Source organism: Vibrio sp. 1CM7H, from assembly GCF_023161645.1.
Taxonomy (GTDB): Bacteria; Pseudomonadota; Gammaproteobacteria; order Enterobacterales; family Vibrionaceae; genus Vibrio; species Vibrio diabolicus.
Map to the genome: position 1 here is coordinate 1,555,732 of NZ_JALNTV010000001.1, position 22,846 is coordinate 1,578,577.

The 22,846-nt window shown below is 45.4% G+C and carries 15 protein-coding genes and 1 pseudogene; 7 read left to right on the top strand and 9 right to left on the bottom strand.

The features are described 5' to 3' along the window. Positions 1-349: 349 nt before the first annotated feature. The 4 genes and pseudogenes from MSG33_RS06850 (at position 350) to MSG33_RS06870 (ending at position 4,443) form a co-directional block, all read left to right on the top strand. Positions 350-1,654: a dicarboxylate/amino acid:cation symporter gene (locus MSG33_RS06850; RefSeq protein ID WP_005397791.1), complete on the top strand. Its 1,305-nt coding sequence runs from the start codon at positions 350-352 to the stop codon at positions 1,652-1,654. A gap of 110 nt (positions 1,655-1,764) precedes the next feature. Next, positions 1,765-2,102, top strand: a pseudogene (locus tag MSG33_RS06855) (IS3 family transposase); the annotation flags it as partial. A gap of 674 nt (positions 2,103-2,776) precedes the next feature. Beyond that, positions 2,777-3,250 carry a DUF6795 domain-containing protein gene (locus MSG33_RS06865; protein WP_248380349.1) on the top strand — a complete coding sequence of 158 codons (474 nt, stop codon included), beginning with the start codon at positions 2,777-2,779 and terminating at the stop codon, positions 3,248-3,250. After that, positions 3,250-4,443 carry a lipase family protein gene (locus MSG33_RS06870; RefSeq protein ID WP_248380350.1) on the top strand — a complete coding sequence of 398 codons (1,194 nt, stop codon included), beginning with the start codon at positions 3,250-3,252 and terminating at the stop codon, positions 4,441-4,443. Before MSG33_RS06865 ends, MSG33_RS06870 begins: the two co-directional genes overlap by 1 nt. Before the next feature lie 9 nt (positions 4,444-4,452). On the opposite strand, the gene MSG33_RS06875 is transcribed toward MSG33_RS06870, so the two are convergent. From MSG33_RS06875 to MSG33_RS06890, 4 genes are all read right to left on the bottom strand, one after another. Further along, positions 4,453-4,827 (bottom strand): YkvA family protein, encoded by a 375-nt coding sequence (locus tag MSG33_RS06875; protein ID WP_140348663.1) that lies wholly within the window; start codon positions 4,825-4,827, stop codon positions 4,453-4,455. Positions 4,828-4,998: 171 nt separating this feature from the next. Then, positions 4,999-6,123 carry a M20 family metallopeptidase gene (locus MSG33_RS06880; RefSeq protein ID WP_248380351.1) on the bottom strand — a complete coding sequence of 375 codons (1,125 nt, stop codon included), beginning with the start codon at positions 6,121-6,123 and terminating at the stop codon, positions 4,999-5,001. Positions 6,124-6,132: 9 nt separating this feature from the next. Next, positions 6,133-6,600, bottom strand: coding sequence for a YjiG family protein (locus MSG33_RS06885; RefSeq protein WP_005458317.1), 468 nt, complete (start codon positions 6,598-6,600; stop codon positions 6,133-6,135). Beyond that, a complete protein-coding gene (locus tag MSG33_RS06890) occupies positions 6,600-7,337 on the bottom strand; it encodes a nucleoside recognition domain-containing protein (RefSeq protein WP_248380352.1) in 738 nt (245 codons plus the stop codon). The genes MSG33_RS06885 and MSG33_RS06890 overlap by 1 nt, the downstream gene beginning before the upstream one ends. Before the next feature lie 448 nt (positions 7,338-7,785). Here MSG33_RS06890 and MSG33_RS06895 point away from each other — a divergent pair, with 448 nt between their 5' ends. Beyond that, a complete protein-coding gene (locus MSG33_RS06895; RefSeq protein WP_317410657.1) occupies positions 7,786-8,073 on the top strand; it encodes a hypothetical protein in 288 nt (95 codons plus the stop codon). A 96-nt stretch (positions 8,074-8,169) separates the two neighbouring features. Beyond that, positions 8,170-8,886 carry a DsbA family protein gene (locus MSG33_RS06900; protein WP_248380356.1) on the top strand — a complete coding sequence of 239 codons (717 nt, stop codon included), beginning with the start codon at positions 8,170-8,172 and terminating at the stop codon, positions 8,884-8,886. Between the two features lie 67 nt (positions 8,887-8,953). Here MSG33_RS06900 and MSG33_RS06905 read toward each other — a convergent pair whose 3' ends face one another. The 5 genes from MSG33_RS06905 to MSG33_RS06925 all read right to left on the bottom strand — a co-directional run bounded on the left by MSG33_RS06905 (position 8,954) and on the right by MSG33_RS06925 (position 19,253). Then, positions 8,954-11,014 (bottom strand): alpha-amylase, encoded by a 2,061-nt coding sequence (locus tag MSG33_RS06905; RefSeq protein ID WP_248380358.1) that lies wholly within the window; start codon positions 11,012-11,014, stop codon positions 8,954-8,956. A gap of 180 nt (positions 11,015-11,194) precedes the next feature. Beyond that, positions 11,195-11,872, bottom strand: coding sequence for a monofunctional biosynthetic peptidoglycan transglycosylase (gene mtgA / locus MSG33_RS06910; protein ID WP_248380361.1), 678 nt, complete (start codon positions 11,870-11,872; stop codon positions 11,195-11,197). A gap of 151 nt (positions 11,873-12,023) precedes the next feature. Further along, positions 12,024-14,219: a 1,4-alpha-glucan branching protein GlgB gene (glgB, locus tag MSG33_RS06915; RefSeq protein WP_233059817.1), complete on the bottom strand. Its 2,196-nt coding sequence runs from the start codon at positions 14,217-14,219 to the stop codon at positions 12,024-12,026. A gap of 282 nt (positions 14,220-14,501) precedes the next feature. Next, on the bottom strand, positions 14,502-16,682 hold the full coding sequence (malQ, locus tag MSG33_RS06920) for a 4-alpha-glucanotransferase (RefSeq protein WP_248380363.1): 2,181 nt from the start codon (positions 16,680-16,682) through the stop codon (positions 14,502-14,504). Positions 16,683-16,799: 117 nt separating this feature from the next. Then, a complete protein-coding gene (locus MSG33_RS06925) occupies positions 16,800-19,253 on the bottom strand; it encodes a glycogen/starch/alpha-glucan phosphorylase (RefSeq protein ID WP_005396762.1) in 2,454 nt (817 codons plus the stop codon). A 735-nt stretch (positions 19,254-19,988) separates the two neighbouring features. On the opposite strand from MSG33_RS06925, the gene malT reads away from it, so the two are divergent. Beyond that, positions 19,989-22,697 (top strand): HTH-type transcriptional regulator MalT, encoded by a 2,709-nt coding sequence (gene malT / locus MSG33_RS06930; protein ID WP_005396763.1) that lies wholly within the window; start codon positions 19,989-19,991, stop codon positions 22,695-22,697. The last annotated feature ends 149 nt before the right edge of the window (positions 22,698-22,846 follow it).

Consider the following 22,846-nt stretch of genomic DNA (forward strand, 5'->3'; position numbering starts at 1 on the left):
GTTCAGCCCAATACAAAAACAGTCAAAAAGAGACGGCTTCTAGCCTGAATAAAATCTAGATAGTTATGCAAGAGCAACATTCCTTAGAGATAATATGCACTCCATTTACTACTAAAAATAAATGTAAACACTCCTTCTTATCGGTTGTATGTTCGATAAAAGTGTTAAAATACAAACTTTTCGACCAGTCAAATAGTTAAGATTTGGTTAAAACTCTATTTTTATTAGTGATAAAGTTCACATCTATTAACCATTTAGAGGATTATTCTTTCGTATTTTATCACTCCACTGCTACTCTGCTCGCCGCTTTGAAGTGAACTCAAGGTGCATAACTATAAGGAGTGTTCTCATGAATACCAAGAAACCGATGTCGCTAACCAGCCGCGTAATTTTGGGTATGGTAGCGGGTATCTTGACAGGATTTGCAATTCGCACACTTTTTGCCGGCAACGGATTTGTCGACGCATACATTGTTAATGGATTATTTGAAGTTGGTGGACAGATCTTCGTCGCCAGCTTAAAAATGCTCGTAGTCCCTCTAGTGTTTGTTTCACTAGTTTGTGGTACTAGCTCCCTCAAAGACCTTTCTACACTGGGTCGCATGGGTGGTAAAACCCTCGCTTTCTACGTTACAACAACGGCTATCGCGATTACGCTTGCTCTAACTATGGGTACTCTGTTCCAGCCAGGTGCTGGCGCTGACCTAACCGCAGCAAGTTCATTCAAATCAGCAGAAGCACCATCTTTGGGTCAGGTGATCATCGATATGTTCCCAACCAACCCTATCAGTGCAATGGCTGAAGGTAAAACCCTGCAAGTTATTGTTTTCGCAGTGCTATTTGGTATTGCGATCAGCGCAGCAGGCAAACCTGGTGAACGTATTGCAGCGTTCTTCTCTGATCTGAATGAAGTGATCATGAAACTGGTAGCGATTTTGATGAACTTAGCGCCTTATGGTGTGTTCTTCTTAATGGCGAAGCTATTTACTGGTCTTGGTCTGGGCGCAATCGTCAATCTGGCAGAGTACTTCTTAGTACTGGCGGGTACGCTTGTCCTGCACGGCCTAGTCACTTACAGCTTAATGTTAAAAGGTTTCACTGGTCTAAATCCAATAACGTTCCTACGTAAGATGGAAGACGCGATCATGTTTGCTTTCTCGACCGCATCATCAAACGCGACGATTCCAGTGACAATGGAAACGGCTAAGCACCGTATGGGGGTTGAGAACCGCGTATCATCGTTCACAGTACCTCTTGGTGCAACCGTGAACATGGACGGTACGGCGATCATGCAAGGTGTCGCAACCGCCTTTATTGCTCAAGCCTTCAATATTGATTTAACTATGGGCGATTACCTAATGGTCATCATGACAGCTACATTGGCATCTATCGGTACTGCGGGTGTCCCTGGTGTTGGCCTTGTAATGCTAGCCATGGTATTGAACCAAGTTGGTCTGCCTCTTGAAGGTATCGCGCTCATCATGGGTGTTGACCGTCTACTTGATATGATTCGTACTGCGGTAAACATCACTGGTGACAGTGCAGTAACCGTCATTGTTGCGAAGTCAGAAGGCGCATTGGATGAAGCTCGCTTCAACGACCCAATGGCAGGCGTTGCCGAAGAAGAAGTGCACCTTAAACGCGCTGACGCCTAAATCGTTTTTCGATTAAATTATCCTGTCTAAGAAAAAACCACCTTATTCTAAGGTGGTTTTTTTGTTTCCATGTGTTGTCCTGAAATGTATTTACACATTGAGGACAAATTATGACTACTGCACATACCCCCTACGTTAAGCGAACCCCGCGTAATAGCACACTATGCTTTAAATTACAGGTCGTCGATGCTATTGAAAAAGGCTACATGAATTACAAACAGGCCCAAGCAACCTATGTTATTCAAGGGCGTTCAACGGTTTTAACCTGACTAAGAAAATATGGAAAAATGGATTGGATACATAACCCAAGGAAGAACACCATGCATAAAAAACGAAACCGAAAGAGTCTCCGGCTAAAAAAATCCAACGACTTGAAAGAGAATTGGAAGATGAACGGGTGAAGAACCTCTCCTTTAACGAGTTAATTGATATTCTCGACTCTGAACATTGGACGAATCTCATAAAAAGTATCTCGCCTACTGTCCTTTGCTTCTCACCATAGAACACCTGCCTTCATACTTTGGTGCAAAAACTACATGATATTTATAATTCCATCGCGTGTGCGCTAAGCTCTTTTTGTATCCATTGGGACCCCTTTCAATTCTTAATTAACTCTGCAATTGCCAGACCACAAGACGTTTTTATCAAATTGAAAGGGGTTATATAACTGACTTATAGCTGTAAGCTTTACGGGAAATCCAGCCTAACTGGAGGCCTCTATACAAAAAGCCGACAGCTAACGAAGTTGGCTTAGTGTAAAAAATGTCAACGCATTTTAGTACCAGACGCCCCCGCTAAAGGTGCTAATGTACAGATATAATTGCTTCTAGACTTTTCTTAGTTACGAATCGGTAAGTAGCTAGGTTATGATAATAATTCTTCTGAAGAATTAGAGTTTTACTAGTCTATGTTTATCATTTTGAAAATGACATAAGGGACATTTTCATCATATAGAGATACAAATTCCATTATTAAATTAAAGATCAAAACCAAATCGCGATAGGTAGTAGTCTGATAATTAAGTTGGTACTAAGATACATACATCATAAATTCATGTTTAAAAATAGTCTTTTTTTATTCAGTTTCTCATTTCCAATACTTGCATTAGGTTTCAACGAAAGTATGTTCGGTTTTTTTAAGAAATTTAAATACACATTAAGCCCAGAGATAAAAGGTACTTTAGTTCTTGAGCAAAGACCTCTAGAAAATGTAACCGTTTACTTAGAAGCTAATTTTTTAAAGAATACTTACAAAAGGAGTTCAAGTACTAATGAGTTAGGTGAATTTCACTTTAAACCAGTCATACATTCTCAAAGGTTCAAAGAATCAGCTTTGAATCAAACATATTCATATATCGGAATATATACCTATATAAATGAAGAAAAGAAGTACATTTGGGAGTCCCAGTTAAGCTACGTTTCACCGCCTATATTTATAAAAGATAACTTAAATAACCTTTACTGTGAGCTTAAAAATAAAGAATTCCGATATTTTTTCAAAAATATCAATCTAGATAATGCTCGAGATCTAATGGTTATTAGCAATTGCAATTTAAATGGATTTTTATATAAAACAGAGTTTACGGAGGATACATAATGCCGTCTTTAACACCAAAACTTGCATCAGAGATCGCGAACATACCTTATGGAGTATATCAGGGGCAAGGGAGACTAGCGTTCAAGGGACAAGGAGGTTTTGAAAAACACTTTGCATTTTCGCAGCAAGATGTTATTAGTGGCCGAACTGGAGGTATCACAGGATTAGATCGTATACCATTGTTTAGAAAAGTGATACCTGGTGTAATGAGAACATCTGAAGCGTTTGCGGTAATTGGTGTTGGGAAAGGAAAATATAAGGGAGATTTAGTAATTTCCATTAGAGGGACGCAAAACGCCAATGATTGGGTAACCAACCTAAATGTAGGCCTTAAAGGCTCTCCAAATGGTTCTATTGCTCATGCTGGATTTATTAATTCATTTTCAAGTATCAAACCAAGTATAAAACAATATTTACAGCAATTCCAAAGTTTACCTAACCGTATTCATTGTGTTGGGCATAGTTTAGGAGGGGCTCTAGCTTCATTATGTTCTGATTGGCTGAGAGAAGAGTATTCCTTAAGAGTGAATTTATATACTTTTGGCGCACCTAGAGTTGGTTTAGAACAATATTCCCGTAAATCTAGTAAAAGCAACGACAAAGTATACCGCTGTACTCACGGCGCAGATCCTGTACCTAAAGTACCTGTCTGGCCATTTATCCATGCGCCACATAATGGCGATGAGTACCGCTTAGACGCTAGTACTGGCTTTAATTTAAATGCTCATAGTATGTCTAGCGAAACAAGTTTAGGGTATTTAGATAATGCTAGCTCCGAAACGTGGGGAGCAATAAAAGTCAGATCTAACAAGTACTTGTATACTCCTACTAGATTTAAGTTTGAGCACAGAAACCAAGCATCATTTACAGAGTATTGGTCAGAAAGAATTCAAGCAGCATTAATAACATTATTAAAAGATACTGGCTTGTTTTCAGCAATAGCAGCCCAAGCCACAGTATCTACTGGAATGACATTTTATGACATACTCGCTAGAAATATAGAAAAAGTAGCTGAAGCATCTAAAGTAAGAGAATCACAAGTCAAAGGGCTGTTAGGCCATATGCTGGTGTTTATTGGAAAACCAGTAACAGCAATTGAAGATATGTCTGCAAAATTTATTAGAAATGTTTTTCTTATGGTATTTGGAAAACTTTATCGAGCAGCACAAATGGCTATTAGCGCTGTACAATAAATTTTCAACTTAATCCGCCATCGAATTCAATTTTTCTCTGGCTCGTTCTTCGTGTTCTTTAGTGATGGCATTGCCGACAGAGTTAGCGGCTAACGTAAGCGCTGCCATGTCATCGGTAAAGCCGACGCCTGCTAGTACATCTGGCACCATATCGGTGGGTAATACGAAGTAAGCCAACGCGCCACCTAAAATCGCCTTATGGCGAACGGCGGTGTTGGAATCTGTCATCGCGAGCCATGATTTGATACCCATAACGGCAATTTCTTCACCCGCTTTCTTAACCGACCCTTTCATTTTGCGCCAGAATGTTTTCTCATCTGGCGCTTGCATCGTTTGATCTTTGGCGTCTTTCGGCGCCGATTTTACAGACATTGTTGTGGTCATCGTTGCCTCCGAAATTTATGACTGTGGCCAACATATTAATAAATCGAACCTGAACGCAAGATTAATAACAAGAAATGATAGTAAAGTGAAACAAAAACACAGATAGAAAAATCCCCAAACCGAAGTCCGGGGATTATTGTCTTGGGAACCAAGCTTTAGAAGCAGAATGCCTTATTGAGCAATCTTCTCCAGTACACGCATCAGCATTTTGATACGTGGTTCGATAGACTCAAGCAACAAGTACTCTTGGTCACTGTGGAAACCTGCACCGATAGGTCCTAGACCATCCAAAGTTGGAACGCCAAGAATTGCCGTATTGTTTGCATCAGAGCCGCCACCCACTTCTTTCCAGTTGATGTCGATAGCCAGTTCACTTGCGGCTTCTTCAACTAATGCCATCAGACTTTCAGTTTGCGCGCTTGGCACCATAGAAGGTTTGTAAGCTTCACGAACCAACTCGATGCTAACGCCATCAACAAATGGTGTCTCCAGCATACCGTTTAGCTTGCTATCGACATCATCGTACTCATCGTTATTCCAGAAACGCACATCCACGATCGCTTCAGCGTGCTCAGGGACGATGTTTGCGCCGTTACCGCCAGACACAATACCCACGTTTAATGTGGTGCCAGATTCGAAGTTCGTCATGGCATTGATTGCGAGAATCCAGTTCGCCATCTCGGTAATTGCACTGCGGCCATTTTCTGGCTCGTTGCCCGCGTGGGCTGCAATGCCATTAAACGTGATTTTGTAACGCGCCATGCCTTTGCGCGCTTTGACTAAACCGCCGTCTGCACGTGCTGCTTCTGCCACCAATACGTTCTTCGCGTTTTTTGCAACAGATTGAATCCAGTCGACCGAATCTAACGATCCGGTTTCTTCGTCTGGGTTCATGCAGATACAAATCGACAGTTTATCCAACACCGCTTGGTCGAGGTTACGCATCGCGTACACAATATTCAGCAAGCCAGATTTCATGTCCGAGACACCCGGACCGTACGCTTTTTCAGGGTCTTGAGACATAGGACGTAATCCAGCGGTGCCGACAGGGAACACTGTATCCATGTGACCAATCAGCATCACGTCAACTTGCTCAGTCTCAGGCTTGTTTCGAACTTCAAGACCGATACCCGCTCTGCCACAGTCGATGCGTTTTACGCTCCAACCTGACATCGCTTGGTACTTATCTTCAAATTGAGAAGCGATGAACTCAATGCCATCAGTGGTGTACGTACCACAATCGACATTGATGAGAGGACGAAGTTCTTCGAGATATTCATTGAGAGAAAACTGCATGATTGCCCCCTAAACAAACAAGTTCATGACTAGCATTGCGCCAAATGCGTTCAATACGGAAATCGCAATCATAATTGGGATATAACGACCTTCAGTACCGATAGGTCCCATAATTCGACCCATGTACTGAACCTGTGAGCCCATTAGATAAATTGCAGGTGCAAGAATCGCGATGTGCGTTCCGTTCAAGATGCCTTGGTCAAACAATGTGATAACCACGCCAACTGCGCCGCCCATCGACATCCAAGCACCAATCAGCACCGCAGCCGCTTCACCTGGCAAACCAAAAACCGCCATTACTGGAGAAAATACCGAGCCCATCAAATCCAACGCGCCAGTAATCTGCAACGCTTTAATGATGACAAACGCCATAAGAACGTTAGGCACGGTTGATGTTGTCGCAATAACCCAGCCTTTTTTAGCACCTTCAACGAAAATATCTGTCACCATCGGCTTACTTACTTTTACGTCACTCATTACGCCGCCTCCTCTTTTAAGTTCTCAGATTTGTTTTGATCTTGCTTGTCTTCTTTACCTTCTGTGATGTTTAGGTAGATACGGAATAAGTTCGCGCCCACAATTTTAAACAAGAACATCACCACAACCGCCAAACCAATAGAAGACGTTACGGCAAGCGAGCCATCCGCCATCGTCAGCGTAAACAGCACCGCACCTGAGGAAAAAAAGTTAACAATGGTGGCACCAGCGGTGAACTGGAACATAGTGAACACATCGGTTTCGCGTTTGGTAAGATGGCCTTCATCTTTAAGCTGACGAGTCATCGCCGCACCTGCGTCAGTACTTTGCAGCGAAGCGATAAGAGCCAAACCAGAGTTACCTGGGATGCCCATTAGAGGACGTAGAAGAGGAGTAAGAAGCTTACGAGCTGCTTCAAGCGCACCATAGTGCTCAAGTACATTGATCATACCCAGTGCGAACATAACGGTAGGAATCAAAGTAAGTGCAAAAATGAAACCGTCACGTGCACCGCTACCACCAGTACCACGAAGCGACGTTGTTGCAACTTGCACACCGTCAGCCGTTTCGGTGACACCATAAGCCACCTTGCCGAAAGAGCCATTCAACGTTGTGAAATCAAATACGCCATACCATTCGTTCGATTGCATGAGACCAGAAAAGAAGACGACCGCAAACGCCAGTGCAACGTAGCACCCCAGCGTAACCTCGCGCTCGGTTTGAACAGGATTTTTCATAACATTACCTACACATGTGGGACAGGACACATATGTTCACCCGAATAATGTGCTAGAGAGATGATCAAAATCAATCCGCCTGCCGAACATTCTGGCGACTCAGTTATGAAGTTTTGTTTTATGATTTTAATCACATTTGAAAGATAATAAAAATTTGTGCTAACAATTAGGTATATTAATCTATATCGATACCTCAGGACCTCTTCATCAATCCGACCAATGATTCCAACGAATATTGCTTTCTACAACATTCATGACGTACTTCATACTTTGGAATTGAGGCGATATCGATTAACTCGAAAGTAACATTCCATAATGAAATTTAGGTTAGGATTGTCCGGTCATATGCAAACGGCATAAACCAGAATCGACAGGACTAAGCAGCCCATTGTTACGCTCACAACCTAAAATAGCCAAGTGGACACTCGCCCTCGTGTTTTGGGTGGTGATGGTATGTTTAAGCCAAAACTCCGGCTTCTCGAAAAGCTGCCCTAAGGCTCACCAAATACAGAGTCAGCAAGATGAAAGCGTGAATTTATCACCATCTTGCGACCTTTCAGAGAAGCTAGTTCAAGCGTACCAACACCAGTTTGATCATATTCTTATTCCATTTTTTCTGTTTGCTTTGATTGTGGCGCTGCCGATGGCATCCACAGCAATTCATTATCTGGAATACACAGAACCGATACCGGAAAAGTGTCGGGTTCACCTAAAACTTTGTGTGTTTAGAGAATAAACCGAGCAAGGCGAAAGATCTTCTCGCCTGACTTTTGTACGTATTTTATTCACTTCACATAACAAACAACGAAATCTAAAAGTTTTAGGAAATATTATGACATTCACTCGTACACTTTTGACGTTAACGATGGCTATCGTACCTGCCGTATCTTTCGCATCAGAAAAGACCGCAGAACAAAAGCTAGGGGAAGTTACTCAGATACTAAAAGAGAATCCTCAAATTCTTGATTCATTGCACCAAAACCTTCAAGAGTACATTGCGTATCAACAGTCATTTGGCGACACCTTGAAGGAGGTTCGTCACTATCTAAGTGATGGCAAACATTCCTCTTTTGGTGCTGAAACCCCAGAGTTAACCATTATTAACGTAACGGACTACAGTTGCCCTTTTTGTAAACGTTTAGAAGGAGAACTGGTCAAAGTTGGTAAGGAATACCCGCAGATAAAAGTGCTTAACCTCAATGTCTCTTTTAAAGAACAATACGAGAAAAACGGCTACAACTCGGCAAGTTACGCATTAAATGTTTGGCAAAAACAGCGAGATAAGTACGAACAAGTGCATGAGTTATTGGTGAAAAAACCGGGCGCACATGATGCACGCTCGTTAAAGCAAATCGCGAAGAAAACAGGGACAGAAGCGCAGCTTGTCGACGACAAAGAGACCAAAGCGCTGCTTGATAAGAACTATCAGTATTTCACGCAACTTGGTTTACGCGGCACGCCTGCGTTGATCATTAATGATCAGGTCATTCCTGGCTATGTGCCGTTTGACGAGCTAGAAAAAGTCATCGACCAAGAACTGGCGAACTAAAACAACAAAGCCCTTCCTTGATAACTCAAGGAAGGGCTTTTTATTTATCGACATAAAGAGCGTTTAGTTACTTATTACGTCCTACAAACGCCACGACGACTTTGTCATTGCCAAGCGAACGAGAGAAAACGTACGCACCTTCCTGTTCAATCACTCGATGCTGACCTGCGCCAATGGCAGGGTGTGCTTGACGGAACTGACCAAGGGTTTGCCAATGTTTGAGCAGCGCTTGCTTCTCATCCGATAGTTTCCAAACCATGTCTGAACGTGTGCCTTGGTGGAAATCATCCGCGTAAGGACCAATGTTACGACCTACTTCATCACCATAATAAACCTGAACCGCACCTGGGCTCAGAAGCAGTGCATTCGCGGCGTTACGCTGCATGCCGTAGTCTTTGAAGCGAGAGAAGAACAACTCCGTATCGTGAGAAGACATGTAACTGACTGGGTTGAAGTCTTTCTCGTTCGCGATAGTTTCCGCATAGCTTTGGTAAGTGTCTGCCATTTGGCTAAAGCACGCCGCGCCTTTGTCTAGCTTCTTCTGCATATCGAAGTTGATCAACGCGTCAAAACCATCATCGAAATAAGGGCTGCGATACGCGGTGTGTCCCCAGACTTCGCCCATCATCCAGAACGGCTGACCTGATTTGCCATTTTCTTTACGCCACTGTTCAAGACTGCTTGATGCCTCTTCTTTCAAGCGTTTCCACACATCACCTTCAACGTGCTTCACCGTATCGACGCGATAGCCATCAATGCCAAAGCGTTTCACCCAATCAGTTTGCCACTCAATTAGATAATCCGAGACGGTGTAATTGTCACGCGCCTTTACGCGAGTACCAGGGTTATCCAATAACCATTGCGCTGGCTTCACGGTTTTGTCTGATTCGGTGATAAAGTCAGGCAAACCCGCCAATGACATAGTGATATCACTGCTACCCGGAGCTGGGTATCCCGGTAGACCTGTTCTTACCCAGTCACCGCCCCACCATTTAGCCCAGTTCGGACTCTGATAATCAATATTCTGGTGATAGCTATGCCAACTTTCACCCGCTTTTGGTTGCCAGTCGCCCCATTTCTTGGGCAGATCGGCATTAGGCTTTAACACCTCAATACCGTCAAATTGCAAATCGGCTAACGTTGAGTAACCAGAATGGTTGATAACCGCATCCATCAAGACTTTGAGGCCTCGTTTGTGCGCCTCTTCCACCAGCGTTTTTAAATCTTCTTCGTTACCGAAGTTCTCATCAATCTTGGTGAAATCGCGCGTCCAGTAGCCGTGGTATGCATAAAACGGAAATGAACCACTATCGCCACCACCCACAAAGCCGTGTACTTGCTCAACGATTGGCGACAACCAAATCGCATCTGTACCTAGGCTCTTGATGTAATCCAGTTTCTCAATCACGCCTTTAAGGTCACCGCCGTGGAAGGTACCGATCTCTTCTTTACCGTCTTTCTTACGTCCATAGCTGTTGTCATTGCTCGTATCAGCATTGTTGAAACGGTCAACCATCACGAAGTAAATGTTCGCGTTTCGGTAATCAAATGGCACCGCTTCTTTGGTTTTCTGTACAGGCTCTAGTAGCACTAGGCCGCCAGAGTCTTTGCTTGGCGTCAGCGATACTTGCTGATCTTGCACTTCAACCATTTGCCCCGAGTAAGCATCTCGTAACTTGGTGCCTTCAGGGAAACTGTCACCTAACGCAATGGTGACTTCTCCGCCTTGGTAGACCTCACATTGCACTTGCGGGATCGGGCGTTTAAATTCAGTTTTGGCGGCTTTCTTAGGCTCTCGCTTGAAGCGCAGTGTTTTGGCTTCCGCATCAAAAGCGAAAGAGTAATCGCCGGTAAAGCGGATTTTTAACGGCAGTTCCGTTGGTTTTCCGCAGTTCAGCGCAAGAGGTTTGTTGAACTTCACTTTCTGACCATCGGGTGCAACGCAGTCACCTTCAACGCCCGTGATTTTTAGCGTGTATCCGTCTTTGGTTAGAGGCACAACCAAAGGCTGTTCTGCACTTAATGGGAAGTCACGGCTGTTGGTCGTGGTAGAAATGGTGATGTTAGGCTCGGCGATGGCACTTGCCGACGCAAGCAGTAAAGTAGTGGTAATCAGGTTCAGTTTCATCGTTCAGTCCATTGGCAGCACATGGTAACCATGCACATTTATTAGTTTTATTCACACTAATTGTGCCTAGATAAGAAACTGAACACATCATTCTAACTGCCTACGCCCCAAAGGTTGTGACGCTTCACATTTTATTGATATAGGGGCGTAGTTCTATTTAAGCGCAATGGATTGAGGAACTTAAAGTTGCACGCTGCCAAGATTGCTCATTTGATTCATTGCCCATCTTGTGCGGCGAGCAGTGTAATCACTTTGTGGATAGACTTTGATTCGATATGGGTTTGGCAACACCACGGCTAAACGCGCTGCTTGCCACTTCGAGAGTTGCTTTGCACTGACACCAAAATAATTCTGCGCCGCCGCTTCTGCACCGTAAATACCGGGACCAAATTCAGCCACATTTAGATACACTTCGAGAATGCGCTCTTTACTCCACATCAGCTCCATCAGCAAGGCAAAGTAAAGCTCGTAAGCCTTGCGAGCATAGGAGTGAGAAGGAAACAAAAACACATTTTTCGCGGCTTGTTGGGTAATCGTGCTCGCGCCTCTCGACGGGCCATTGTCACCTGCCTCGGCAATCACGTCGAATAGCGATTCGAAGTCCAATCCATAGTGATGAGGGAATTTTTGGTCTTCGGTCGCAATCACCGCTAACTGCATATTTTTTGAAATACGCGACAAGGGTACCCATTCGTGTTGGCTGCTGTTTGGATAGTTCTTTGGTGGCGCAACAATGCGGCTTAACTTCCATCCCCATATTGGCGGATCGACATATTTCACCACACCAACCAAAACGACTGGGGCGATCAGTAATATCAACACCATTTTAAATAGAAATGACTTAAGCCTTTTCAACATGTGTGGCTCCCCAATGCATTAGCGATTGATGATAAACAAACCAGCGAGCTTGCCTGATTCAATCAGGAACAACAAGTTTTCGAGGTAAAAAACAGGTCAAAAAAAGCCCGATTTACATTGTAAAACGGGCTTAGAATTTGATTAGGTTGAATTATTTGTTCAGCTTGTAGAACACGGTTGAAAGTGGTGGTAAACGAAGCTCAAGTGATTGAGGCAGTGATTCACTTTCGACTTTTTCCGTTTTCACACTGGTCTGCACTTTAAAATCGCTGCCGCCGTATTTGCTGTCGTCCGTGTTCAGCAGCAGTTCGTATTGACCTGCATTTGGAACACCTAAACGGAAACGCTCGTGTGGTACGGGCGTAAAGTTGGTGATGATGAGAATACGCTCACCCTCTTTACTGATACGCTCGTGCGCTAGGATGCTTGCATCTGCCTCGTCTTGTAGACGCCACTCAAAACCAGCAGGAACACAATCTTGATCGTGCATCGCCGCTTCATTGCGGTACAAGTGGTTCAAATCGCGCATCAGCTTTTGAACGCCTTGATGACGTTCGTATTCCAGCAAGAACCATTGCAACTGATCATCGTGATTCCACTCCGCCGTTTGGCCGATTTCCGCGCCCATGAAGTTCAGCTTTTTGCCCGGTTGACCATACATGTAACCGTAGTAAGCACGTAGGTTTGCGGTTTGCTGCCATTCATCGCCCGGCATCTTGTTATGGATAGAACCTTTGCCGTACACCACCTCGTCGTGAGAGAGAGACAAGACGTAGTTTTCGCTGTGCGCATAAACCAGCGGGAAGGTGATAGTATTGTGGTGGTATTTGCGGTGAACAGGATCTTCTTTGATGTATGAAAGACTGTCGTGCATCCACCCCATATTCCACTTGAAGCCAAAACCTAAACCACCCATAAAGGTTGGCGCAGACACCCCCGGAAACGCCGTTGACTCTTCCGCAATCGTCATCGCATTCGGGAAGTGCTTGTACACTTCTTCGTTCATCCATTTTAAGGTTGCGATTGCGTCGTAGTTTTCGTTGCCACCGTCGACGTTCGGTACCCACTGATCGTGGCTACGTGAATAATCGAGATAGAGCATCGACGCGACTGCGTCCACGCGAATGCCATCAATATGGAATTGTTCAAACCAGTACAGCGCATTCGATACAAGGAAGCGACGCACATGTTCACGACCTAAATCGTAGATGTACGAATTCCAATCTTGGTGCCAACCGCGACGCGGATCCGGGTCGTGGAACAGAGGCGTACCATCAAAGTTCGCTAAGCCATGATCATCCGATGGGAAATGCGCAGGAACCCAATCCAGCACTACACCGATACCAGCTTGATGACACGCATCCACGAAGAATTTGAAATCATCAGGTGAGCCAAAACGGCTGGTTGGCGCAAACAAGCCAACGGGTTGATAGCCCCATGAACCGTAGAATGGATGCTCAGACACAGGCATCAGCTCAACGTGGGTGTAGCCCATATCCACAAGGTATGGCACCAACTGCTCCGCGAGTTCGCGGTAGTTGAGGAAATCACCTTTCTCGTTGCGCTTCCATGACCCTGCATGCAGCTCGTAAAACGATAACGCTTCATCACGCTTTTGCGTCACTGCGCGATTTTGCCATTTGGCATCTTGCCATTGGTAACGCTTGTGATCGTAAGTAATGGATGCGAACGATGGGTACTGCTCAGAGTAAAAACCCCAAGGGTCTTGTTTGTGTGGCAGCCCTTCCCCATTTGGCCCTTTGAGCTCAAATTTGTACTGAACGCCTTCTTCTAAGCCAGGAATGAACAAGCCCCAAATGCCATAATCTAAACGTTGCATTGGGTGACGACGACCGTCCCATTGGTTGAAGCAACCCACAAGGCTAACAGCCGATGCATGCGGTGCGTAGACAAGGAAGCGAACACCGGAGATGTTTTCACCGCCACGTTCTAGCGTGACAAAGTGTGCGCCCATATAGTGATACATGTCTTTGGGCGTATGCAGATGCTCGTACTCTTGGTAAATATTGTGGTACTGGTACGGGTCATCAATAATTTGTTCAACACCATTCCAATCGACCGCCAAACGGTAGTGGGTCAGGTGTAAATCGCGTTGCTCTTTTAAGATGAAACCGCTGTCGCCATCACGCTCAAGCGCCACGCGAGGTTCGCCATTAACAAGCAGTTCAACCTTGTTTGCGCCCGGCATCCACACTCGCAGCGATCCTTCGCCATCATCAATGAATGGCCCCAACGCCGAAAATGGGTCTGAGTAAGCCGCCTCAGCAAGCAGTTCGTATGCGCGTTCGTGTTGTTTCTTTATTTTCTTGGTTTTGGTGGTTTTCAAATCTTTCTCCCTAGAGCCAATATCCTTTTCAAGACCAGAAATCTGAATCAAACATCGGTTTCTCCACAGCCAACGTTGTGAACTCACAAAAGACTTCGCTTAAAACATGTATGCATCAAGCGATGTCAAAAACAAAAAATGCCCGCTATTGTCGCGGGCATAATAACGGTACTTCATCCTAACGGATTGTGTTTTCGGAATGAGTGACCTAGACGGAACTTTCGTACCTCTGAGCTAACAAAATTGGTAATCCGCTCATTCATCTACGTCACTCTACGCATCTTATTTGCTCGCCTGTGCGCGAACTTCAGTGAGGCGTTTAGAAATGCGATTCACATCTTCACGGCTGAAGATTTCATCTAGGTTCATCGACAATTTACGACGCCAGTTTGGATACTCATCCACCGTGCCAGGAATGTTGACCGGTTGATCCATTTCTAGCCAGTCTTCAAGCTGAACGCTAAGCAGTGCAGAGTCACCCGCTGCTACGTGCAGTTGCAGCGCTTCGCTTAGGTACGAGTCCATCGGTACGTACTGAGCATCATGACCAATGCCTCCTGGCAAATAGCCGTGCCAGCGAACGCTGTCTAAGATGCCTTGCTTGCACTTCAAGCGATCAGCAAATAAGCCTTCCAACTGTTTTTCATCTGGGTACAGGCCAATCTCACGACCCATTTTCAAATCATCGCAGTGCCAGAAACCACGCAGGGTTGGCATGTCATGCGTACACAGTGCCGCCATCGATTGCTCTGCGTAGTGCTTCGGAGAAATGAACCCACCGTCTTCTTTCGATGTTTCGAAGAAGAACACTTTGTATGAGTGCACACCTGCATCACGAAGGATATCGACGATTTCATCTGGCACAGTACCTAAGTCTTCACCAATCACAGAGCACTGATGACGGTGCGACTCAAGCGCTAGGATTGCGAGCATGTCTTCCACTGGGTAGTACAAGTACGCGCCTTCTGTCGCTTTCTCGCCTTTTGGAATCCACCAAAGGCGAAGCAGGCCAAGTACGTGGTCGATACGCAGTGCACCACAGTGCTTCATGTTGGCACGTAACAACTTGATGTACGCGTCGTAACCCGTCGCTTCTAAAACTTGAGGGTTAAGCGGTGGCAGACCCCAGTTTTGACCCAGAGGACCAAGTACATCCGGCGGCGCACCGATACTTGCGTCTAACACTAAGTTACCGTCGTCGGCCCAAGTTTCACTACCTGAGTCGGCAACACCGACAGCAAGGTCACGGTACAAGCCCACAGCCATGCCTTTTTCTTCTGCCAGTGACTGCGCTTCTTTGATTTGATCGTCTGCGATCCACTGTAGGTACATGTACAAGTGAACGCGGTCTTGGTTGTCTTTGATGTATTTCTGAGTACCGGCTGCGTCGAATGTGCGGTATTTCTCAGGGAATACAGGCCAACCCCACATGTTTGAATCTTCTGCGTGTAAATCAGCATGAAGCGCATCGAATGCAGCTTGGTGTAACAAGCTGTCGCCACCTTTTTCTACAAAGTCCAAGAATGCACGAGCGCGGTCGGTGTTTTTGTCTAAATGGCGAGCTTTAAACTCACTAAACAGCAGCGGAAGAACGCTCATTTTCAGTTGCGAAACTTCTGTGTAGTTCACCCAATGAGAGTCACGTGCTTTTTGTAGACGCTGTTGAAACTCTGCACTGCCAACACGTTGCTGAGCTTCAGCACTCAGTGCGAATTCAGGTACAGAACTTACGTCGATGTACATGATATTCAACCAACGACGAGAAGACGGGCTGTATGGGCTCGCGCCTTCTGGGTTCGCTGGGAACAGTGAGTGAATCGGGTTCAAACCAATGAAGTCACCGCCACGAGAAGCGATATCGCTCACCAACTGTTTTAGGTCACCAAAATCACCGATACCCCAGTTGTGCTGAGTACGCAGTGTGTAAAGCTGGATACTAGGACCCCATAGCTTTTTATGTTGGTTTAGATCGTCTTGTTTGAAACACGCTTTCGGCGTGATGATCAATGACATCTCGTAAGGCGTTTTACGACGCTTACGGCTGACAATCAATTTGTGATAACCCCAAGCCAAGTTCTTTGGCAATGCAAACACTAGAGGGCCACCCTCAGCACGCTCATCACGAACAATTTGGGACTGAAGATAGCCTTCAAGTACCTCTCCTTGTTCTGTTTCTAAACGCCAGCTGAATTCACTCTCACGAGCACTCGTACCTAGGTTTAGTTCCACTTCGACTGGTTCGCCGTCGCGTAAAACAAGAACAGGGGCTAGTACGTCTTTTTTATGTTTCTTTTCAGCAGAAGCCAATAGTTTTTCATCGCTGCTAGTATCGTAGCCAAGCGAAGCGAGCAAGCGGCGTAGCGTCTCCTCAGACACTTTTGCCTCATCTCCCCAAGCACTGACATAGCTATCAGCCAATCTCGCCATTTCCGCGACTTTCTTTAATGCTGTTTGTTCTTTCATCGCTTTCTCCGAAGGTAATACCAACACCTTCCATGTAGGGTTTTATTGTTATCAATAACTTCTTTTGGAAAATGACCAAAGGTAGCGCTTGGCTACCTTGGTCTTAACTCTGTTCTATTAACGGTGAACCGCTTTTAGTTTCCAGATGTTGTTCACATAGTCGCGAATTGAGCGATCTGAGGTGAACTTGCCGACAAGGGCGGTATTAAGAATGGCTTTCTTCGCCCAGCCAGCTTGGTCTTTGTATTGTTCGCTCATGTCTTCGTGCGCTTTCACGTAAGATGCGAAGTCCGCAAGACATAAGTACGGGTCACCGCCGTCTAGTAGGCTGTCGTACGTTGCACGCAGTAAGCCTGGTTGACCTGGAGTGAATTCCTCACCCAGTAGTAGGTCCATAGACGCTTTGAGTAGGTGATCCGCATTGTAGTAATCAAATGGGTTGTAACCTTGAGCTTTCAGCGCTTTCACACCTTCAACGTCTAGACCGAAGATGTAGATGTTCTCATCGCCTACTTCTTCACGAATCTCAACGTTAGCACCATCCATCGTACCGATCGTTAGGGCACCATTAAGCGCCATCTTCATGTTACCAGTACCTGATGCTTCTTTACCCGCAAGTGAAATTTGTTGTGATACGTCCGCCGCAGGAATAATAATTTCAGCCATGCTCACGCGGTAATCAGGAATGAAGACCACTTTCAGCTTGTTGCCGATGCGAGGGTCGTTGTTCACTTTCTCAGCAATCTTGTTAATAGCGAAAATGATTTCTTTCGCTAGGTGGTAACCCGGTGCCGCTTTCGCTGCGAAGAACACAACGCGAGGCACACATTCGAAGCCTGGTTCGTTAATAATGCGATGGTACAGAGACAGTACGTGTAGAAGGTCTAAGTGCTGACGCTTGTACTCGTGCAGACGCTTGATTTGAACATCGAAGATCGCATTAGTATCGAGTTCGATACCCATGTTCTCTTTCACCCAGTTAGCTAGGCGTTCTTTGTTCTCTTTCTTCACTGCCATGAATTCTTTCTGGAATTTCTCGTCAGTGGCGTACTTAGCGATGCCTTCTAGTTGCTCTAGTTTCGCTGGCCATTCTGGGCCGACTTTCTCTGTGATTAGCTTAGAAAGACCTGGGTTACAGAACTTCAACCAACGACGTGGCGTAATACCGTTCGTTACGTTGTGTAGACGTGTTGGGTACATTTCGTGGAACTCTGGGAACAGGTCTTTCTTAACCAATTCAGAGTGAAGTGCCGCTACACCGTTTACTGCGTAAGAGCCAATTACACATAGGTTTGCCATGCGAACCATGCGGTGGAAACCTTCTTCGATGATAGAAAGCTTCTGTTGTTTCGCGACATCACCCGGCCACATTGCACGTACATCTTGTAGGAAGCGGTGGTTGATCTCGTAAATGATCTCCATGTGACGTGGTAGTAGGTGCTGAATTAGCGACTCTGGCCATGTCTCTAGTGCTTCTGGAAGTAGCGTGTGGTTTGTGTACGCGAATGTTTGAGAGCTGATTTCCCAAGCCGCTTCCCAAGTTAGACCTTTTTCGTCCATCAGGATGCGCATTAGCTCAGGAATCGCAATCGTTGGGTGCGTATCGTTAAGCTGAATAGTCTCTTGCTTCGGTAGATCCGCTAGCGAGTAGCCAGCTGCTTCGTGGCGACGTAGGATGTCACGTACAGACGCAGCTGAGTGGAAGTACTGTTGCATTAGACGAAGTGTTTTACCTTTCTCGTGGTTGTCGTTCGGGTAAAGCACTTTAGTGATGTTGCCCGCGTCAATCAGTGCGTGCTGCGCTTCGAAGTAGTCACCGTTGTTAAAACTTGCTAGCGAGAATGGTGCAATTGCCTGACATTCCCAAAGTCGTAGCGGGTAAACCGTGTCTGATTCGTAACCCACGATTGGTAGATCCCAAGGCATTGCTCTTACAGACATGCCAGGAACCCATTTGCGAACTTCTTTACCGTTCTCGTTCACCACTTCAACGTGACCGTAGAAACCGATCTCTTGAGCAAGTTCTGGACGAGCAATTTCCCAAGGGTAGCCTTCTACACCACGCCATGCATCAGGTGCTTCTTGCTGGCGACCATCTTTAAAAGACTGTTTGAACAAACCGTATTCGTAGTGCAAGCCGTAACCGACGGTTGGGAATTCTTGCGCCGCACATGAATCCATGAAACATGCCGCTAGACGACCAAGACCACCGTTACCCAATGATGGGTCACGTTCTTCTTCTAGCAGGTCAGTTAGGTTGTAACCCAGTTCAGCCATTGCTTCTGTTACTTGTTCGTACAGACCCATGCTGATTAGGTTGTTACCCGTCAAACGACCGATAAGGAACTCTAGCGAAAGGTAGTTAACGCTCTTCGCACTTTTAATGCGTGGATCTTCTTCAGTAGCAAGCAAATCTAAAGTAGTGAACTCAGCCAGTGCATGACCCATTGCTAGGTACCAAGCTCGACTGTCTGCGTTTTCAATCGTGTGAGCGTAAGTTACAGATAGGTGTTTCTTTACGCTTTCTTGGAACGACTTCTTGTCAAATTGTTTTTGTTGAGTAGGTTTCATTACGAAATTCTCACGTCTTTTGGTAATTCATCTGCCATACATCGTGCATTTACCTCTGTGAATAAACATCCTCCTAATTCTCCTCCTTTGAAGGAGGAGGGCTGAGGGCGTAGAGGGGGTACCATTGCTAGGTTAGTGATCCAAATCTCACCAAAGTGAACTTTGCTCTAGTTCTTAGTGATTTTGATCACAATGGAATATGAGAAAGGTTAAAACCCGTTCATGACGCTTTTTATAGCCCACTCATCTGATGATGTGAAAATTGCAATATTGGTCACATTAACTTGGTTAACATGGAAAGATTTTTCATAATCGATGTGCAACGAGATCTTAATGCGTTCGACACAAAAGATATTTAAGTGACAAGAATCACAAATAAAGGGCGTAGTTGATGGTAAATCCATCAACCCTTGAGAATTAGGAAGTGGATCAAAGTAACGGACATTTCTGATGTCGTACCATCCCACACGGCTCACAGGATTGTACGCTTTTTATACAAACTAGAATTAGGCGGTGTGAGTTATTTCTAGTTTTCGCTAGCTTTTATATCTAAGTGACCGTATGGAATGCTTTTTCAGACGGATGCAAGCCCCAACAAGAGGCGACATTAACCGGCATTCAAGCAGTTTTTGATGCTGATGACATCATTCAGTAAGACGAAGCTTTCGAGGGGGCCTTACTGAAATGATCACGTCGCAATCACTTGGGTATACATAAATAAGGACATAATTACTAATGTGGATTCCATCTAAGCTTACTCGACCAGGACGCCTGCACAATGCCATCGTGCGCCCACGAGTGTTGGACTTACTACAGCAAGCGCCTTACTACAAATTGGTTTTATTCCGCTCCCCAGCAGGTTACGGAAAAACCACCATGGCAGCGCAGTGGCTATCCGATAAACCAAACGTCGGTTGGTACAGCATTGATGACAGCGATAACGACGGCTTTCGTTTTGTGAACTACCTACTTCAAGCATTAAACAAAGCCACCAACTTCAGTTGCTCTAACGCACAAAAACTGGCGGAAAAGCGCCAAATCTCTTCTCTACGTTCTTTATTCAGCGAAGTGTTCGCGGAAATGGCTGATTTTCATCAAGAGTGCTACGTGGTGCTGGATGACTATCACTTGATCACCAACGATGAAATCCATGAATCCATGCGTTTCTTCTTAAAACACATGCCAGACAACCTCACCGTTGTGGTAACAAGTCGTGCAGCGCCGCCTCTGGGTACTGCAAACTTACGTGTTCGTGATTTAATGATCGAAATCGGCAACGAGATGTTGGCGTTCGATACCGAAGAAACGACTCGCTTCTTTAATCAGCGTATTGCCGATGGCATCGACGAAGACATGGCAAACAGCCTCAGAACCTATGTGGAAGGTTGGCCATCGGCGATGCAGTTGATCGCGTTGCAAGCGCAACATCAAAACCGCACATTGGCACAAACCGTAGAGTCGGTATCGCAGTTCAATCACGCGCATTTGTGGGATTATCTAGTCGAAGAAGTATTCGACTTGCTCGATCACGAAACTCGTCATTTCTTGATGCAAGTTTCCGTGCTTGACCACTTCAATGATGAGTTGGTGTTTGCCCTCACCCAACGCGAAGATGCGCTTGGTTTGATCGAATCATTAAACCGCTACGGCTTATTCATCTACCCACTCGAAGGGGAGCAAAACTGGTTCCGATTCCATAACTTATTTGGCGAGTTTTTGTCTCATGAGCGCCAAGCGCGTATTCCTCAGCAAGAAAAAGATCTCCACCGCAATGCAGCTGTTGCCTGGTTACAACAAAAAGCACCGCACCAAGCGATTCACCATGCACAAAAGTCGAACGATAAAGACTTGGTGGTAGAAATTCTAAACGAATTCGGCTGGAAGATGTTTAACCAAGGCGAGCTCAGCACACTGGAAAGCTCAATTAATAAGTTGGATGCTGAGCTTCTGTTCAGCCACCCAAAACTTACGATGCTCCGAGCTTGGTTGGCTCAAAGTCAGCACCGTTATAACCAAGTAGGCCACCTGCTTGAAGAAGCGGAAGAGGAGCATAAAAAGCGTAACATCGAGTTAGATATTCATTATCAAGGTCAAGCAAACGCGCTGCTTGCTCAAGTAGCTATCAACAGCAACCAACCAGAGAAAGCACTCGAATTAGCGGAGCTAGCACTTAGCCAACTTGATAACACGATTTACCGTAGCCGCATTGTGGCAACTTCGGTTGTTGGCGAAGTTAACCACGTGCTAGGTAAACTCGACCGCGCGTTACCGATGATGCAACAAACCGAAAAATTGGCGCGTCAGTACCAAGTTTACCACCAAGCGTTATGGGCGATTTTACAACAAAGCGAGATTTTGATTGCGCAAGGTTACGTACAAGCCGCCTTTGAGCTGCAAGATTCCGCATTCCGCCTGATTGAAGATCAGCAACTTCAACATGTTCCTCTGCACGAGTTTTTGCTGCGTATTCGTGCACAAGTGCTTTGGTGCTGGAACCGACTTGATGAAGCAGAAGAATGTGCCTACCGAGGTCTACAAATTCTCGAAAACCATTCGCCAAGTAAGCACTTACACAGCTACTCGATGCTGGCGCGTATTGCGGTTGGCCGTGGCGAGCTAGACAAAGCCGGTAAATTCATTGAGCACATTCAACATTTGATGAAGCAGTCGACTTACCATGTAGACTGGACAGCAAACGCCTCACTATCGTTGATCCTGTTTTGGCAAGCGCGCGGGAATACCGATGCAATGCAAGAATGGCTCAACACTGCAGTTCGTCCTGAATCGGCATGCAACCACTTTTCACAATTGCAATGGCGCAACATTGCACGAGCGCACATCAACTTAGGTCAATATACCGAAGCGCGCGCAGCATTGGATTTCCTCCAAAGTGAAGCTCGTCGTACCAACCTAATCACAGATACTAATCGCAACTTAGTGGTCGAAGCAGTGTTTGCTGCTCGCCAAAAAGACGAAGAGCAAGCAAAAGCATTGCTAAAAGAAGCGTTAGTGATGACAAACCAGACGGGGATGGTAGGTAATTTCCTCATTGATGGCGCCACCATTGGCGGGCTACTGGAGAAGTTAAGCCTACGCCATGAGTTAGGCGATCTAGAACGCCACCGCGCTCAACAATTGATGAAGGATATTTCCTCCAATCAGCGCAGCCGCTCTATTCACTTTGATGAAGACTTCATTGAGAAGCTGGTAAACCACCCTAACGTACCGGAACTGGTTCGCACAAGCCCACTGACTCAACGTGAGTGGCAGGTGCTTGGTTTGATTTATTCTGGTTTCAGCAATGAGCAAATCGCGCAAGAGCTTGATGTGGCAGGCACCACGATTAAAACTCACATTCGCAACTTGTACCAAAAGCTCAATATCGCCAATCGTAAAGAGGCCATTGTAACAGCTGAAAATTTACTCCAGTTGATGGGGTACTGATCAGCTCAAGAAAACAGATTAAAACCTAAAGTGAAATACAAGGGGTTGGCGTGATGCGTCAGCCCTTTTTTATGAGTCTAGAACGAGGGAAGTGCAATTTGCAAAGCACGTAAGTAACGTTGTTCATATAAAAAAATAGCCAACCGCAA

What these genes read in the sequence shown, in the direction of transcription:
- MSG33_RS06880 (WP_248380351.1), bottom strand. Translation starts at nt 6,123, where the DNA reads ATGCAGTTTTCTCTCAATGAATATCTCGAAGAACTTCGTCCTCTCATC.
- mtgA (WP_248380361.1), bottom strand. Translation starts at nt 11,872, where the DNA reads ATGTTGAAAAGGCTTAAGTCATTTCTATTTAAAATGGTGTTGATATTA.
- MSG33_RS06895 (WP_317410657.1), top strand. Translation starts at nt 7,786, where the DNA reads ATGGTATGTTTAAGCCAAAACTCCGGCTTCTCGAAAAGCTGCCCTAAG.
- MSG33_RS06870 (WP_248380350.1), top strand. Translation starts at nt 3,250, where the DNA reads ATGCCGTCTTTAACACCAAAACTTGCATCAGAGATCGCGAACATACCT.
- MSG33_RS06850 (WP_005397791.1), top strand. Translation starts at nt 350, where the DNA reads ATGAATACCAAGAAACCGATGTCGCTAACCAGCCGCGTAATTTTGGGT.
- MSG33_RS06885 (WP_005458317.1), bottom strand. Translation starts at nt 6,600, where the DNA reads ATGAGTGACGTAAAAGTAAGTAAGCCGATGGTGACAGATATTTTCGTT.
- MSG33_RS06875 (WP_140348663.1), bottom strand. Translation starts at nt 4,827, where the DNA reads ATGACCACAACAATGTCTGTAAAATCGGCGCCGAAAGACGCCAAAGAT.
- MSG33_RS06905 (WP_248380358.1), bottom strand. Translation starts at nt 11,014, where the DNA reads ATGAAACTGAACCTGATTACCACTACTTTACTGCTTGCGTCGGCAAGT.
- malT (WP_005396763.1), top strand. Translation starts at nt 19,989, where the DNA reads ATGTGGATTCCATCTAAGCTTACTCGACCAGGACGCCTGCACAATGCC.
- MSG33_RS06865 (WP_248380349.1), top strand. Translation starts at nt 2,777, where the DNA reads ATGTTCGGTTTTTTTAAGAAATTTAAATACACATTAAGCCCAGAGATA.
- MSG33_RS06900 (WP_248380356.1), top strand. Translation starts at nt 8,170, where the DNA reads ATGACATTCACTCGTACACTTTTGACGTTAACGATGGCTATCGTACCT.
- MSG33_RS06890 (WP_248380352.1), bottom strand. Translation starts at nt 7,337, where the DNA reads ATGAAAAATCCTGTTCAAACCGAGCGCGAGGTTACGCTGGGGTGCTAC.
- MSG33_RS06925 (WP_005396762.1), bottom strand. Translation starts at nt 19,253, where the DNA reads ATGAAACCTACTCAACAAAAACAATTTGACAAGAAGTCGTTCCAAGAA.
- malQ (WP_248380363.1), bottom strand. Translation starts at nt 16,682, where the DNA reads ATGAAAGAACAAACAGCATTAAAGAAAGTCGCGGAAATGGCGAGATTG.